Source organism: Bacillus sp. PK6-025, from assembly GCF_056530265.1.
Window position 1 is genome coordinate 869,811 of record NZ_CP096509.1, and the last position, 15,743, is coordinate 885,553.

Genomic DNA, 15,743 nt, shown 5'->3' on the forward strand with positions numbered 1-15,743 from the left:
TAGTATGAAAAAGCTTTTGTGTTTTACGCTAACTGCGTTTTTATCCTTTAGTTTTTTCGCTGTACAGGAAGCTGATGCAGCCAAGCCGATCAAGATTCCAAGCTCTGTCACGAATATTTCCAAAGAGAACACATACCCTAACGCCTCCCAGGATCAGCCGAGGCTGCAGCCGAGCGAACTGGCTGAAGAGCTGCTGAAAACAACCGATATCGCGATTGAAAATCCGCATCTTATCAAAATGCTGAATGAGTCAAGCATTTCCGGCACACCGCTGGCAATCGGCTACAGAGCGACGATCTATTTGGGCAGATGGGCGCTCGGGTATACCTCGAATGAAACCGTTGCGAACTGGGAATACCGCAAAATCAACACGAACCGCTTTGACAACCGGGGCGGGAAAGCACCTGCCGAACTCACGTATTCCCAGGAACAGACGAGCAAAATCAAAGGCGGCTTAACAGCGAAAGTCCCGAAAGCGGACGATGTCAAAAACATGATGATGCTTGAAGCCATGGAAAAAACAAAGCTGCCGCTCGCCTTTGAAACAGTCGTCGGCGCCGGCACAAAACGCGATCAGATTTATAAAGTGCAGCCGAAAAAGCTGGGGAATTTACACGCCTATGCACCTGCCGTCAATGAAAAAGGGAAGGTCACCTACGGTGAAGTGTACATTGTATTAAAAGGCAACAAAAGAAAGCTGGTCGTCAAAAATATCACCTCGCAAGGAATCGGCGCCTGGATTCCTGTACAGGATCACCTCACATTCGGCTTTCAGCTCAGCCATCAGCCGAAATAAAAAAGCAAGCCTTTTGCGGCTTGCTTTTTCATACTCTTGCTGTTCTGGAAGTAAAATCAACATCTTGATAATAGCTGTTTTTGACGAGCACATTCGGCCCGAGGCATCGGACGTGCGGGCAGTGGCAGTTGAGCTCCTTGGCAAGCTCTGTTTTTCTCCACTTCGCATAGGCGCTTGGCAGGCTGTCGGTTTGAATGTTGCCGAGCGGCGGAGTATCTCCGAAATCGGTCACGATGATATTGCCGTCAAAAATATTGACGTTCAGGCGCGATCTGCCGTCAGGGTCGTTTCTGACCGTGACATTTTTCGCTTCGCGCAGCCGCTGTAAAAGAGCGTGGTCTTCAGGATCAGGGCTGCATGCGTAAAACGGCAGGGTGCCGAACAGCATCCACGTATTTTCGTCGCGAATGTCAAGAAGGCGGTGGATCGCTTTCCTCATGTCTTGTAAGCTTAAAGATTCAAGCGCGCTTGCAAAATCGCTCGGATACATCGGGTGAACCTCATGGCGCTGGCATTTCATGTCTTCGACAATTTGCCGGTGAATATGCTCGATGTGAGGAAGCGTCCGTTTGTTGAGCATCGTCTCGGCGGATACCATAACCCCTTCATCAACAAGCGTCCGGCTGTTTTCGATCATTTTTTCGAAATAGCGCGCCCGCTGGGCAAACGTCGGCTTTTTATCCATCATGGCGAAGCCGATTTCTGCAAAGTCTTCGACTGTTCCCCAGTTGTGGGAAATATGAAGCACATCAAGGTAGGGGATGATCAGCTCGTAGCGCCCGATATCGAGCGTCAAGTTTGAGTTGATCTGCGTCCGCACGCCGCGTTCATGAGCGTATTTTAATAAAGGAACGACATATTCCTTTACGGATTTTAATGAAAGCATCGGCTCGCCGCCCGTAATGCTTAAAGAACGAAGGCGGGGAATCTCATCAAGCCGTTTCAACAGAAGGCTGACGGGCAGCGCGTCCGGGTCCTTCGTCTGGAGCGTATACCCGACGGCGCAGTGCTCGCAGCGCATATTGCAAAGAGTCGTCGTCGTAAATTCAACGTTCGTCAGTTGTATATCTCCATATTGGTCAACGTCCATGTAGGCTTCCCACGGATCATATTCCGGGGTAATCGGACGAACCTGCGTTTTTTCTGTCATGACATATCTAACTCCTTTATGATAGGACATACTAATATAGCCCAACTATTCATTTTAGACCTGATCCTTGAGGCGTGCAAGTCATGGATGATTGAAAAAAGGCCGTTTATAGGCTACGATAAAGGAACAAAAGGAGGAGAATCATGGGTAACGCAGTACATGACAAAGAACAGCAAGTCAATTATTTAAAAAACAGATTGGATATGTTTATGTCAGTCATCGATTCTTTAGACCCGGAATCGACCGACCTTGAAGATATTGACAGACTGATCAGCATGCTCGACGACTTGGAAGCCAAATACGAGCGCTTTAAAAAAGACTGGAAATAAAACCGCCGCATTCTTTGCCGCGGTTTTTTTGTTTTCCAAGTGTTGCTTGGTATGAAAAGCTCAGCCCTTCTGCACAATAAGAAAAAATAAAACTGGGAGCGAGAAGATGATGAAACGATTCTTTGCCTTATGCTGCGGATTCCTGCTGATGCTGGCCTTCAGCGGCAATGCTGAAGCGATTTCCAACAAGGCGATCCATTGGGGCTTTTCAAAAAGCAAAAACCATCGGCCGGCAGATGCGGGACAAGAGCTGAACAGCCTTTTGCAGCAGTACGACGCCTTTTATTTGGGCAACACAAAGGAAAAAACGATCTATTTGACCTTTGATAACGGCTATGAAAACGGCTACACCCCTAAGGTGCTTGATGTTCTGAAAAAACAAAACGTCAAAGCTGCCTTTTTTGTAACGGGCCATTTTGTCAAAGATCAGCCGGAGCTGATCAAGCGAATGGCCGAGGAAGGACATATCATCGGGAATCATTCCTATCACCATCCGGATCTCACGACGAAAACAAGCCGCGTGATACAAGAGGAATTGGAATCGGTCGATGAGGAGGTTTACAAAATCACAGGCAAAAAAAACAACCTCTACCTGAGGCCGCCTCGGGGCGTTTTCAGCGAGCGGGTGCTTGAAGAAACGAAAAAGCTCGGTTATCAAACGGTATTCTGGTCTGTTGCTTTTGTCGATTGGAAAATCAATGCCCAAAAAGGGTGGCGCTATGCGTACGACAATATGATGAAACAGGCCCATCCCGGCGCCGTCTATTTGCTTCACACCGTCTCGAAAGACAATGCCGAAGCGCTTGATCAGGCGATCACCGACTTAAAAAAAGAAGGCTATACATTTAAAAGCCTTGATGACCTGATGTTTGAAAAATCTATGATGCTAAAGCCCTTTTGAAAGAAATGCCCCGGACGCTGAGACGGGGTTTTTGCTTTGAGCGGAAAAGTTGATGGTTCAGGCTCTTTTATTTCCCCTAGTCAATTCTATAGAATAAAAATCCATTCTATATACATATATTACTAGATTTAAAAAGAAAATAGGTATATCATTGATAGTGAAGGGGGAATTACCATGTCAAAATTAGTAAAATCAGTCACATCGCCTAAAAAATTTATTACAGGAAAACGACTCCTTGAGAACTTGAACGATTACATTGAAGATTATGGTGATCACGCATATATCATTTGCGATGAATTCATTTTAGAACGCGCTCAAAAAGAAGCGGGGAATTCGATTCAGAAAGCCGGCAATCAAGCTGTTTTTGAAAAATTCAATTACGAATGCACACAGGAAGAAATCGATCGTAACCGGGAGCTTGCACGCAATGCAGGTGCTAATATCATCGTTGGGATCGGCGGGGGAAAAACGCTTGATACAGCAAAGGCCACCGCTTATTACGAGAAGCTGCCGGTTGTGATTTTCCCGACAATTGCTTCAACAGATGCTCCATGTACGGCCCTTGCTGTCATTTATAAACATGACGGATCGTTTGACCGATATCTGTTTTTGCCGACGAACCCAGATGTCGTTCTCGCGGATTCTGACATTTTGGCATCCGCGCCGCCGCGCTTTTTCGCAGCCGGTATCGGAGACGCCTTGGCGACGTATTTTGAAGCGCGCGCCTGCTTTAAAGCAAACGGCGACAACCTCGTGCTGATGAAGCCTTCAACAACTGGATTGGGACTTGCCCGCCTTTGCTACGATACGCTATTGGAAAACGGCGTAAAAGCGATGCAGGCGATCAAGCATGGCGTTTCTACACGAGCCGTTGAAGACACAATAGAAGCGACCATCTATTTAAGCGGCGTCGGCGCCGAATCAGGCGGTCTTGCCGCCGCACATGCGATCCACAATGGAATGACAGCCGTTCCTTCTCTGCACAGAGCTCAGCACGGCGAAAAAGTCACGTTCGGCCTTTTGGCACAGCTCGTTCTTGAAAACGCGCCGGCCGAAGAGCTGGAGACCGTCATTGACTTTATCAAAGGCGTCGGTCTGCCGTTGACATTAAAAGACCTCGGAGTCGACGAATTTATCGAAGAAGAATGGCGCCAAGTCGCTCAAAGCGCTTGCGCAGAAGGCGACACAATGGGCAACATGCCGTTCCCAGTCACCCCTGACGATGTCTACAATGCGATCGTCGCCGCCAACGCGATTGCAGAATCTTATCGCGATTAATAGACGAAAAGCCGCTTCCGTGAAGGAGCGGCTTTTTTCTTTGAGGTTTGTCTATTAGTTTGTGAAGCGGCTGTTTGCAGTTCGTTTTTTCTGTATACCTTTTACTTCTAAACCTTCTCTTCCATGTAATATTTTTAAAAGTTTCCAAAAGCGTGCTGCTTGACTCGAGTGAAGCCGCTCATTTCACCACTTCAACCTTCATCCTCGGCTCTTCTTCTATCCCTGATTCATACACATCCTCATTTCCCGGAGCCTTAAAGGTGACGCTGTACGTCTCTTGTGAATGCGGAGACAGTTCCAGCTCTTCCGGCTGAAAGTCAAATTCGCTCGTTATATCAGGGATGAGCTGGATGCGTTCGGTCTTTTTTCCGTAATTGTTCACTTTCACCTCACAGTCCATGTTTCCTTCCTCCATATCGCTCTGATAGCTGCAAGTGCTTCTCTTTTTCATATATTCCACGGCATCATCGCCTTGTGCATTCCATTTTTGAAAGAGCATCAGCTGTTCTGTGACCAGCGGGTAAAATACTGAAATGCCGATAATAAACAAAAACAGCTTAAAGCGGATCCACGGTACTCCATAATAATGGCGCCACGCCATAATGAAGCCGATGATGAGCATCAACATGCAGATCAGAACCACTAAATTGCGGACAGGCAGTCTGAAAAAGTCCGAAAGCGCGTCTGCAGCAGACACGCTTTGATGATTTTCGGCGCTAATCAACAAGCCGAGAACGATCAAGAAGATGCCAACAAGCCCTGTATGTACCTTCATTTCTTTCCCCCCTCAGTTATAGAAATAGTCGAATAGAGAGGAAAAAGGTTTCCGGTTTTACTTGAAAATGTCAAACCATCCTTTATGCCGGAACCAGAAGATCATGCCGGCGACAACGGCTCCCATCATGACGAGGATGAAAAAATAGCCGTAGCGCCAATGCAGTTCAGGCATGTTGTCAAAGTTCATGCCGTACACTCCGGCAATAAAGGTGAGCGGAATAAAAATCGTTGAGACGATCGTCAGCGTCATCATAATGGCGTTCATCCGGTTGGAGTTGAGCGTCTGGTAGCTGTCCCTTAAATCGGCGGTCATGTCGCGGTTGTTTTCGACGATTTCGGTCAGCTTCAAGAGGTGGTCGTAAATGTCGCTGTAATACGCTTTTCGTTCGCGGTTTTCTTTTGAGATTTCAATGTTTAAAATCCGGTAAAGCAAATCCCGCATCGGAATGATTGTTTTCCTAAGCTTTAGAAGGTCGCTCCGGATATCAAACACTTCATTCATCAGCGTTCCATACGTTTTTCTGCTGTCGCTTTCAGCAATTTCATTGAGGCGGTCTTCTATTTTGTAAAGAATCGGGAAATATTCGTCCACAAGCTGATCCATGACCATATAGGCGATATGGCTCGGTCCTTTTTTCCACAACTCGCTGTTTTCCGAAAGCTGTCTTCTTACTTTTTCAATACCGTCTGAACGATGAAAGTGAAATGTGACGATAAAATCTTTTCCAACGAATAAGTCAACTTCTTCAGACGCCAGCGTCCTTTGATTCAACGCGTGTATGACGAAAAAAAGATATTCTTCGTATTGATCAAGCTTCGGACGCTGCAAATGATGAACGCAGTCCTCAACTGCTAAAGGGTGAAAGTGAAACTGACTTTTGAGTAAAGAGACTTCTTCATCCGAAGGCTGATCGAAGTCCGTCCAGTACCACTCAATATCTTGATCTGTCAGCCTTTCTGCTTTGATGTCGGTAGATAAAAGTTTTCCGTCCTTTGTCATCGCAAAATGTTTAATCATCGGCACCCCTCCGCTTCCATAGGATGCTGCGATGCCCTGTGATTCATTCGGTGAAAAAATAAAATGTTGTTCTTTTTTAAGAGAATTTGAAACATGGTATACTGTGGACAAAGAAGAAAAAGGGATGGGAAGCGATGTGGAAGGAAACTGTAAGCGTATCACCGCCGTATCATTTTGACCGCGTCTTGGACAGGCTTTCGCTTGATCCGCTCAATGCGGTCAACCTCGACAAAAGGGAGGTCAAGCTGCCGCTCCGCAATCAAAACAAAGAGCCCCGGATTGTCGCTGTGCAGGCGACGGGAACTGTCGAAGCCCCGGCGTTTGCCGTCAGCGGTACAGACGATCGAGACGCCATGATGAAAGAAGTGAAACGGATCTTCAGATGGGAGGAAAATCTTCAGCCTGTACTGGATCACTTTTCACAATCAAGCTTGTCATCAATTTTCGCAGAGCATGCCGGAACGCCGCTGGTGCTCGATTTTCATTTGTATCATTGCTTGATGAAATGCATTATCCACCAGCAGCTTAATCTGTCTTTTGCTTATACGCTCACAGAGCGGTTCGTTCACACTTATGGAGAGCAAAAGGACGGGGTCTGGTTTTATCCGCTTCCCGAAACGATTGCACAGCTCGACTATAACGACTTGCGCGAACTTCAGTTCAGCATGCGGAAGGCTGAATACGTCATCGATACATCAAGAATGATCGCAGACGGCCGTTTAAATCTTGATGAGCTTGATCAATTATCAGATGAAGATATTATGGAAAAGCTGGTGAAAATAAGAGGCATCGGCCCGTGGACCGTCCAAAACGTTCTGCTGTTCGGACTCGGCCGTCCCAATCTGTTTCCGGCCGCCGATATCGGCATCCAAAATGCCATCAAACGCCATTTTGGCTTAAACGATAAACCGACAAAAGAACAAATGCTTGAAATGAGCAAAGAATGGCACCCTTATTTAAGCTATGCTTCCTTGTATTTATGGAGGAGCATTGAGTAGAAATGGAGAGAACATCAGTGAAACGTGACAAAAAAGGATCATCAGCAGAATTAAAAGTCGGACAGCAATTTCCGCTGACGATCAAGCGCCTCGGCATCAATGGCGAAGGCGTCGGCTACTTCAAGAAAAAAGTCGTCTTCGTCCCCGGCGCACTGCCGGGTGAAGAAGTCGTCGTCGAGGCGACAAAGGTTCATCAGAAATTTTCCGAAGGGCGGGTCAAAAAGGTGCGCAAGCGTTCAGAGCACCGCGTCAAGCCGCCCTGCATCATCTATGAGCAATGCGGGGGCTGCCAGCTCCAGCATCTGGCTTATGAAGAGCAGCTGAAAGGAAAACGGGACATCGTCATTCAATCGCTCGAACGGCACACCCGTTTTGACATCGGCAAAATGGACATCAGGCCGACGATCGGCATGGAAAACCCGTGGCACTACCGGAATAAAAGCCAGTTTCAACTCGGGCTTTCGAAAAATGGAAAGATGGTAGCAGGGCTGTACGGCCTTGACTCACACCGGCTTGTCCCGATTACGGAATGCATCGTTCAGCATCCGGCGACGAACAAAACGACACAAACCGTCAAGCAGATTCTTGAAGACTTCGGCATTTCCGTCTACAACGAACGGAAGCGAACGGGCGACGTCCGCACGATCGTGACGAGGGTCGGCTTTGAGACGGGGGAAGTGCAGGTTGTCATTGTCACGTCAAAAGAAGACCTGCCGCGCAAGGAGCTCATTGCAGAAGAAATCAAAAAGCGTCTGCCTGAAGTGACATCCGTAATTCAAAACGTCAACAAAGCCAAGACATCGGTTATCTTCGGCGATGATACAAGGCTCCTAGCCGGCAATATGGTCATTCAGGAATTTCTCGGCGAGGTTACGTTTGAGCTGAGCGCCCGCGCTTTTTTTCAGCTTAATCCGATCCAGACGGTCAAGCTGTATGACGAAGTGAAAAAAGCGGCGAAACTGAGCGGGCGCGAAAAAGTCGTCGATGCCTACTGCGGCGTCGGCACAATCGGAATGTGGATCGCCGACGGAGCAAAAGAAATCCGCGGCATGGACGTTATCAAAGAATCGATCGATGACGCCAACCAAAATGCCAAAAAGCACGGAATTGATAATGCGCGTTATGTCACAGGAACGGCGGAGCACTGGCTGCCGAAATGGACTAAAGAAGGCTTCAGGCCTGACGTCGTCATCGTCGATCCGCCAAGAACTGGCTGTGACCGCCCCTTCCTTGATACGATCAGGCAGGTTAAGCCGAAGCGGTTCGTTTATGTCTCATGCAATCCGTCAACACTTGCGAAAGATTTGCAGTACTTAGCGAAGGATTACCATGTCGAATACATTCAGCCTGTCGATATGTTTCCGCAGACGGCGCACGTCGAATCGGTCGTATCGCTGAAGCTGAAATAAAACGCCTTTTTAAAGGCGTTTTTTAGCGGAACCAAAAGGGGGGACATATGATGAAAAGACTCTGCATCATCCCGTGCGGGGCGAAGAAAATCTGGGATGTCGATCCGGGCATCGGCCCGTCTGCCGCAAAGGATGTCTATCTGAGTCCGTTTCATCGGGCGTGCCGCGCATATGCGCAGACGTTTTTTGCGGATTGGGTGATTCTTTCAGCAAAACACGGTTTTTTAAAACCGGAAGATATCGTTCCTGAAAACTATGATGTCACATTCGGGATGGACCACCCGGAGATTATGGCGGATGATGAGCTGAAGGCGCAAGGTGAACGGAAAAACTTGATGGATTATGACGAAATCGTTATGCTCGGCGGGAAAAAATACAGGCCTGTTTTGAGGAACGTGTTTGGCAGCCGCCAGCAGATCACTTACCCGCTGGCGGGCTATCGGGGAATCGGCTATATGCTCCAGGCGCTGAAGCGGGCTGTCGATGAAGGCCGGGAGCTTAGTGAACCTGAAAACAACTGAAGAGAAAGTGAGTTTTTTAAAATCGCTGGCGGGTTTGCCTGAATAAGGGCAGGGCATGATCTGGAAGGCATTTGTTTGGTGGCTGGGATATCCGGAGGCAAAATGAAATATTCATTTTTGCCTCTTTTTTTATGCGATTTTTTGTAACAAAAAGAGGTTCAGCGGTACTAATAAGTGAATGGAAAAATAGCGGCAGCCCAGCCGGGGAGGGGCTTTATGAAGCTTGAGGAAGTCTACAAGAGTATTCAGCCTTCCGTTTATGCCTTTTTCTACGTTAAGACATTTCATAAAGAAACAGCGGAAGATTTAACACAGGAAGTATTTTATCAGGCTGTGAAAGGCTATCATACATTTTCGGGAAAGTCGACAATCAAAACATGGGTGTTTGCGATTGCTAAAAATGTGTTGAAAAAACACTTTCGTTCAGGAGCGTCAAAAGCCGGGACAAACACGATATTTCAGCATGAGGAAGCGGCTTGCTTATCTCCTGAAGAACACCTTCTGAAAACCGAGAAAGAGCGGCGGCTTCTCGAGGAAATCAACCGGCTTGATGAGGCTTCAAAGGAAATTGTCACCCTCCGTATCTACGGAGAATTATCATTTAAAGAAATCGGCATGCTCACAGGCAAAACTGAAAACTATGCCAGGGTCGGGTTTCACAGAGCAAAGCTCAAGCTACAGCAAGAAATGGAGGGCTATGATGAAGGATAAGGAACGCAGTGTATTCAAAGATTTGCTTCCTTTATACCATGAGGGGCTGTTAAGCAAAGAGTCGGCTGAATGGATTGAGGAAGCGGCCGAAAACGATGAAGAGCTTCAAAAGCTTTTGAAGATGACGCAGGCCGAGCTTCCGAAGGAACATATCGAATCGACTGTTCATGAAAGTCAAATGTTTAAAAAAATCAATCGGAAGCTCTCCTTGTACCAATTGATGTTTACAGCCATTTCGTTTTTTCTCGCGATTCACACATCCCTGTTAAATGAGAGCTTCGGCTTTATTTTGTGGTACGCCGTGCTTGGGCTTGCGGTGTACTTGTTTTACCGGGATATGAAACTTGTGATTCTCCTCTCCTTTGCGCCGATTTTCATTTGGGGGATGGGGGATATTCTGGCCGGCTGGGATGCAGCCGACGGTACAGGGGTTGTGGAGCACCTGCTGTATTCTGTCTTTGGCGCTTTCATGCTTGCTGTTATTCACTGTTTTTTCGCCGCGGCCGGGATGATGATCGGATGGCTGTTCTTAAAGCTGAAAGAAAGTAGTTGATATGATGAAAAAGAAAATCTTGTATAGCGTATTGATCGTGCTGCTCGTTTCTTTTGTGCTTGCCGCATATAACGCCTTCAACGGAAATCCCGTAAGCAAGAAGCTGTCTCAAACGGCGCTTGAGCATTATTTGACTGACCGCTATCCTGAAAAAGACTTGCGGATCGACAGCGGGCTTTATAATTTCAAGTTCTCCGAATATGTATTTGAAGTCACGGATACCGGCGATCAAAAGCGCAAAGATCCCTATCTGTTTTCTTTGAGAGGGTTTGTTCAACCAGAAGTACACACGGACGGTATCTATGAAGAGAACCTCAACGAACCGCTGATGGAGCGGCTTGGAGAAGAAGCCGGAAAAGAAATCAAAACGTTTTTATCGAAAAACATAAACCATCTGAAAGACGTTGACGTGCATGTGGAAGTATTAAAAGGAAAGCTGAAAGAGGACGCAAAATGGGAGAAAAGCCTCCGCTTAGAGCGGCCGATGGAGATTCATATTTTACTTGATGCCGCAAATGCCGACCGAAAAGACGTATACAAAACGGCGCAAAAGATTCAGCGCCTGTTGAATGAAGAAAGATACGACTATGAAAGCGTGACGATTAATGCCAACATTTTTGAGGGGGAAGATATCAAAGACGACGAGACCGGCTATGTCAAATACAGCACCTTCTTTGAAAAAAATACGGATACCAGGCTGAAGGATGTTGAGGAGCTAAATGAGTAGCGATCCATCCTTCAGTCTGAAAGGTTAGATCAGATGTGCAAACCGCCGCAGAAAGCGGCGGTTATCTGTTTAATATAAGTGTCTTTAGCGACTTTTTGAAACCGGCCGTCAGCCAATGCGCCAGAAGAGAAGTATCCGTATAAAGATGACAGAAAAGCGAAGGCCTGTGAATCCGCATCTCCCTTTTTCATCAGGCTTTTGTCCTGCATCGTTTGAAAGTAGTCTGTTAAATAACGAAGGAGTTCTTCCATATGCTTTAACAGAGAACCGAAAAGATCAGTCATCCTTCCGCCGTCTTGAACAGCGATAAGGTAGAGGGGCTTGTTTTTTTCCATATGAAGCAAATACGATTCTGCAATCAATGTTAAGTCATTCTCCAGGTTCCAAGTGATATCATTTTCAAATACGCGCTGAAAGGCTGGTATATAAGAAAATTGCTGAACGGCCGCTTCCAAAAGTCCGAGCTTTGTGTTGAAGTGGCGATAGACCGTCATCTCGCTGACGCCTGAATGGAGCGCGATATCCTTTACCGTCACCGACTTGAAACCGTATTTTTGCATTAAGTCTAAAGCAGCAGATATGATCCGTTCGTTCGTCTCTTGCAAAGGTGTTTACCCCCATTTTATGATAGTTAGTAGTAACTAACACCAGTCTAATCAGGCGCTGAATTGATGTCAACCCGTTTCAAAAAGGATAAAAAGGAGTTTTAATCATGAAAAATATTTTAATCGTCAATTTTCCGGCGGAAGGGCATGTCAATCCTACATTAGGGATCACCAAAGCATTTGCTGACAGAGGCGACAATGTGCACTATCTTTCAACAGAAAAGTATAAAGACAGGCTGGAGGGCGTCGGGGCTACCGTCCATTTATACGAAGATCTGGTGAGAAACGCGCATATTGATCCGAATTCACCGTCCGGCCTTCTTGAATTTTTAAAAATTCATCTCAAAACCTCGCTGTATATTTTAGACATTGTAAAAGAGCTGTCCAAAAGCATTTCGTTCGATGCCGTGTATTATGACACATTCGGTGCGGGTGAATTGGTCAGGGATTATTTGAACATTCCGGGAATCGCTTCGTCGGCTTCATTTCTCTTCGGACAAGAACATATGAAGATTCTGCCGCTGCATCCGGATTCAGGTGCGGAGCTGCAATTGGATAAAGAATGTGAAGACATGCTTAGTGAACTGAAAGAAAAGTACGGCGTCTCACCTAGGCATACAGGACAGTTTATGAGCAATCAGGCGGAGCTGACGGTTGTGTATACAAGCCGGTATTTTCAGCCTGACAGCGACCGTTTTGGGGATGATGTGCTGTTTATCGGTCCGCGTTTTCCGAAGCGCCTGGACAAGACCGATTTTCCGATAGAATCGTTAAAGAATGAGAAAGTCATTTATATTTCAATGGGAACCGTACTTGGTAAAACTGAGGATTTTTTCAATATGTGCATCGATGCATTCCGTGATTTCGACGGCAAGGTTGTCATCGCCGCCGGCGAAAAGTCGAACTACGCGGATATAAAAGAAGTGCCGGAGCATTTTATCATTGCACCGTATGTGCCGCAATTAGAGGTGCTTAAAGAAGCCGATGTGTTCATCACCCACGGCGGCATGAACAGCGTCAATGAAGGCATTCATTACCGTGTCCCGATGGTCGTGCTCCCGCATGATAAAGATCAGCCGATGATCGCCCAGCGCCTGAAAGAACTGAATGCTGGATATCCGCTGTTTACAGAAGAGGTCAATGCTGAAAGATTAAGAGATGCAGCAGAACAAGTACTCACTGACGAAAAATATCAGGAAGGTATTCAAAAAATTGATGAAAGCTTCAGCAACTGCATGGACATGAAAGACGCATTAGCGCGCATTGATGAATATACTGCGCGGAAATCGCTGCAGCCTTAATAGAAAGCCCAGCCGCTTTACCAAGCGGCTTCAGCGTGTCGACAAACCCTCGCATTCGTTGTCAGGCCTGCGCGTCGGTGCTCACGAATTCCAACATTCGCTGTGCTCCGATGCTCGGCCTTCCTAGACTGCAAGGGTTTTCAATCACGCTGAAAGGATGACAAAATCCCAAAACTAAAAGTCGTTTTGGGATTTTGTCAACAATCTGAAGCCGCTTTACCAAGCGGCTTTTTTTTATGCATAAACTCCGCAAAACAGATAAAAATAGAATGAATCATAGATCAGAAAGGATGTTGCATGATGCGCAAACTGTGCGTTTGCCTGCTTCTCGTCATTCCGCTGTCATGTACGGCTGTCATGTCTTCTGCCTACGGGGAAACACGCGTTTATCAAGAGTTGACCGACAAGCAAAAAAATGAACTGGCTTCTTTGCAAAAGGACATTGTGGAAAAGAAAAAACAGCTGATCAATAAGTATGTGGAGTACGGAATCCTTGATCAGGAGAGGGGTAAAGAAATCAAATCTCATATTGAGAAGCGCTATGAAAAAGAGCGGGAAAACGGGTTTCTGCCAAAGTTGAGGCACCAAGAAGAAAAGTTTCACAAGCATCATATTCATTAAACTGAAATAGACGGCGCCTCATTTTCTTCGTGACAAAAGTGTAAAGACAGGTGTAAACTAATACTCATGTAAACTGCTAAGAGAGTAAAGAGGTGTAGTGAGTATGAAGAAGAACCGTCCTGTTTCAGAGCGCAGACTGCTTGGCATCGCCGGTCTCGGCTGGCTTTTTGATGCTATGGACGTTGGCATATTATCGTTTATTATCGCCGCTTTGCACGTGGAATGGAAGTTGACGCCGCAGGAGATGAGCTGGATCGGCAGCGTCAACTCAATCGGCATGGCAGTCGGGGCGTTTGTCTTTGGCCTTTTGGCTGACCGTGTCGGAAGAAAATACGTTTTTATGATTACGCTGCTGTTTTTCTCGATCGGCAGCGGGTTATCCGCTTTGACGACGACATTGTGGGCATTTTTAGTCCTGCGCTTTTTCGTCGGTATGGGGCTTGGCGGAGAGCTTCCAGTCGCATCTACGCTCGTATCCGAAACGGTTGCGCCGGAGCGGAGGGGAAGAGTCGTCGTCCTGCTCGAAAGTTTCTGGGCATTCGGCTGGCTGGCCGCAGCGCTCATTTCGTATTTTATTATTCCGGCCTACGGCTGGCAGGTTGCTTTATTAATAACCGCGATACCGGCTATTTACGCCTTATATTTGCGGATCGCCCTGCCGGATTCTCCGAAATATGAGAAGCTTTCGCAGGAAAGGAAGCCGACCGTCGTGGAAAATGTGAAAAACGTCTGGTCCCGCAAATATGCCCGGCCTACGGCCATGCTGTGGATTGTCTGGTTTTGCGTTGTCTTTTCCTACTACGGCATGTTTCTTTGGCTGCCGAGCGTCATGGTGATGAAAGGATTCAGCATGATCCAGAGCTTTGAGTACGTCTTGATCATGACGCTGGCTCAACTGCCCGGCTATTTCTCCGCGGCATGGCTGATTGAAAAAGCCGGCCGGAAAATGGTGCTTACCGTCTACTTGTTAGGGACGGCTGTCAGCGCCTACTTCTTCGGATCGGCTGAATCGCTGGCGCTTCTGCTTGCGTCAGGTATGTTTTTATCGTTTTTCAACCTTGGTGCCTGGGGCGCGCTTTATGCTTATACGCCTGAACAATACCCGACATCAATCAGGGGGACCGGCGCAGGAATGGCAGCCGGCTTTGGCCGAATCGGCGGCATCCTGGGCCCGCTTCTTGTCGGCTATCTCGTCGCCCGGGGAACAGAGATTTCAATGATCTTTTTGATCTTCTGCGTCGCCGTTATTGCTGCTGTCGCGGCGATCTTCTTTTTGGGGACGGAGACGAAGCAGAAAGAGCTTGCCTAATGTCCGAATTCTCCTTCATAATGGACGGGACGCGAGAATTTGGAAAGAGTTGATTGAATTGAAAAAGAAAGCCATCATTACTGGTCTCTCGTTGTTGATTCTTGTGACAGGCTGTTATGTGTATAACGCCTTTTACGGAAATCCGTTCAGCCGCGCGCTGGCTGAACAAAAGCTATCGGCATACTTGCAGGAAGCACACGCCGGTGAAACCTTAAATATGAAAGGGAGCTCCTATAATTTCAAGTTTGCTGAATACCTTTTTCGTGTGTCAGATGAGCGGAATGATGAGTACATTTTCAGCGTGAAAGGCGGATTGCACCCGGCTGTCACAAACGATGGCATCAAAGAAGCCAGACAGGAAAAGACGAGAGCCAGAATAAGCAAAGAAGCCTCAAATGAGATCAAGAGAGAGCTTGAAAAAAAGCTGAAAAACGTAATTGACGTCCAAGTTTCTCTATCAGGAAGCTATGATGTCAATACAAATTGGAAAAAACTGAAGCAAACAGAACCGATCGCTGTTACAGTTACCTTGAATTCAGGCCGGGACGGCCGGAGGCAGGTCTATGACCAGGCAAAAGTGGTGAAAAAGTTATTGAGCGGCTACCATTATGAAAACATTGAGATTGACAGTATGGGCTTAGACGGGGAAGACCGGCCAGGCTATGTGAAGTACAGTGTGCATGTTTTAAAGGACCGTGCGATAGCCATTGAAGATGTAGAGAAGACGCTTTAACGCCTT

The 15,743-nt window shown here is 47.0% G+C and carries 18 protein-coding genes; 14 read left to right on the forward strand and 4 right to left on the reverse strand.

The annotated features are described in order from the left end of the window. The first annotated feature begins 4 nt into the window (after nt 1-4). Nucleotides 5-796, forward strand: coding sequence for a YfkD famly protein (locus M1D67_RS04340; RefSeq protein WP_020450573.1), 792 nt, complete (start codon nt 5-7; stop codon nt 794-796). Nucleotides 797-824: 28 nt separating this feature from the next. On the opposite strand, the gene yfkAB is transcribed toward M1D67_RS04340, so the two are convergent. Continuing rightward, nucleotides 825-1,946, reverse strand: a complete 1,122-nt coding sequence (gene yfkAB / locus M1D67_RS04345) for a radical SAM/CxCxxxxC motif protein YfkAB (RefSeq protein WP_020450574.1) — start codon at nt 1,944-1,946, stop codon at nt 825-827. 143 nt (nt 1,947-2,089) lie between these two features. Between yfkAB and M1D67_RS04350 the strand changes: the two genes are divergently transcribed. The 3 genes from M1D67_RS04350 (at nt 2,090) to M1D67_RS04360 (ending at nt 4,454) form a co-directional block, all read left to right on the forward strand. Next, complete coding sequence (locus tag M1D67_RS04350) at nt 2,090-2,275, forward strand: SE1561 family protein (RefSeq protein ID WP_003179806.1); 186 nt, start codon at nt 2,090-2,092, stop codon at nt 2,273-2,275. 109 nt (nt 2,276-2,384) lie between these two features. After that, nucleotides 2,385-3,176, forward strand: a complete 792-nt coding sequence (pdaA, locus tag M1D67_RS04355; protein ID WP_479831625.1) for a delta-lactam-biosynthetic de-N-acetylase — start codon at nt 2,385-2,387, stop codon at nt 3,174-3,176. Between the two features lie 174 nt (nt 3,177-3,350). Further along, a complete protein-coding gene (locus tag M1D67_RS04360; protein WP_023855873.1) occupies nt 3,351-4,454 on the forward strand; it encodes a glycerol dehydrogenase in 1,104 nt (367 codons plus the stop codon). A 178-nt stretch (nt 4,455-4,632) separates the two neighbouring features. On the opposite strand, the gene M1D67_RS04365 is transcribed toward M1D67_RS04360, so the two are convergent. After that, the gene (locus M1D67_RS04365) at nt 4,633-5,229 is read right to left on the reverse strand and encodes a hypothetical protein (RefSeq protein WP_095293049.1); all 597 of its coding nucleotides are present in this window, start codon (nt 5,227-5,229) and stop codon (nt 4,633-4,635) included. A gap of 57 nt (nt 5,230-5,286) precedes the next feature. Beyond that, nucleotides 5,287-6,249, reverse strand: coding sequence for a magnesium/cobalt transporter CorA (gene corA / locus M1D67_RS04370; RefSeq protein WP_023855875.1), 963 nt, complete (start codon nt 6,247-6,249; stop codon nt 5,287-5,289). A 134-nt stretch (nt 6,250-6,383) separates the two neighbouring features. Between corA and M1D67_RS04375 the strand changes: the two genes are divergently transcribed. The 6 genes from M1D67_RS04375 to M1D67_RS04400 all read left to right on the forward strand — a co-directional run bounded on the left by M1D67_RS04375 (nt 6,384) and on the right by M1D67_RS04400 (nt 11,168). Next, entirely contained in the window at nt 6,384-7,247 is an 864-nt protein-coding gene (locus tag M1D67_RS04375) for a DNA-3-methyladenine glycosylase family protein (protein WP_106071174.1), read from the forward strand. Between the two features lie 2 nt (nt 7,248-7,249). Beyond that, complete coding sequence (gene rlmD, locus M1D67_RS04380) at nt 7,250-8,656, forward strand: 23S rRNA (uracil(1939)-C(5))-methyltransferase RlmD (RefSeq protein WP_479831626.1); 1,407 nt, start codon at nt 7,250-7,252, stop codon at nt 8,654-8,656. A 50-nt stretch (nt 8,657-8,706) separates the two neighbouring features. Then, nucleotides 8,707-9,177, forward strand: coding sequence for a DUF6884 domain-containing protein (locus M1D67_RS04385; RefSeq protein ID WP_020450581.1), 471 nt, complete (start codon nt 8,707-8,709; stop codon nt 9,175-9,177). Nucleotides 9,178-9,393: 216 nt separating this feature from the next. Next, the gene (locus M1D67_RS04390) at nt 9,394-9,888 is read left to right on the forward strand and encodes an RNA polymerase sigma factor (protein ID WP_023855879.1); all 495 of its coding nucleotides are present in this window, start codon (nt 9,394-9,396) and stop codon (nt 9,886-9,888) included. Then, on the forward strand, nt 9,878-10,441 hold the full coding sequence (locus M1D67_RS04395; RefSeq protein WP_216922014.1) for a hypothetical protein: 564 nt from the start codon (nt 9,878-9,880) through the stop codon (nt 10,439-10,441). The genes M1D67_RS04390 and M1D67_RS04395 overlap by 11 nt, the downstream gene beginning before the upstream one ends. A 1-nt stretch (nt 10,442) precedes the next feature. After that, nucleotides 10,443-11,168, forward strand: coding sequence for a YfjL-like protein (locus M1D67_RS04400; RefSeq protein WP_025810228.1), 726 nt, complete (start codon nt 10,443-10,445; stop codon nt 11,166-11,168). 29 nt (nt 11,169-11,197) lie between these two features. Here M1D67_RS04400 and M1D67_RS04405 read toward each other — a convergent pair whose 3' ends face one another. Further along, the gene (locus M1D67_RS04405) at nt 11,198-11,773 is read right to left on the reverse strand and encodes a TetR/AcrR family transcriptional regulator (RefSeq protein ID WP_025810226.1); all 576 of its coding nucleotides are present in this window, start codon (nt 11,771-11,773) and stop codon (nt 11,198-11,200) included. 107 nt (nt 11,774-11,880) lie between these two features. On the opposite strand from M1D67_RS04405, the gene M1D67_RS04410 reads away from it, so the two are divergent. The 4 genes from M1D67_RS04410 (at nt 11,881) to M1D67_RS04425 (ending at nt 15,737) form a co-directional block, all read left to right on the forward strand. Next, a complete protein-coding gene (locus tag M1D67_RS04410; RefSeq protein WP_145929900.1) occupies nt 11,881-13,074 on the forward strand; it encodes a macrolide family glycosyltransferase in 1,194 nt (397 codons plus the stop codon). 300 nt (nt 13,075-13,374) lie between these two features. Further along, nucleotides 13,375-13,695: a YckD family protein gene (locus M1D67_RS04415; RefSeq protein WP_023855883.1), complete on the forward strand. Its 321-nt coding sequence runs from the start codon at nt 13,375-13,377 to the stop codon at nt 13,693-13,695. Nucleotides 13,696-13,798: 103 nt separating this feature from the next. Further along, entirely contained in the window at nt 13,799-15,004 is a 1,206-nt protein-coding gene (locus M1D67_RS04420; RefSeq protein WP_026580644.1) for an MFS transporter, read from the forward strand. Continuing rightward, nucleotides 14,997-15,737, forward strand: coding sequence for a YfjL-like protein (locus M1D67_RS04425; protein ID WP_020450589.1), 741 nt, complete (start codon nt 14,997-14,999; stop codon nt 15,735-15,737). Before M1D67_RS04420 ends, M1D67_RS04425 begins: the two co-directional genes overlap by 8 nt. Nucleotides 15,738-15,743 lie beyond the last annotated feature (6 nt).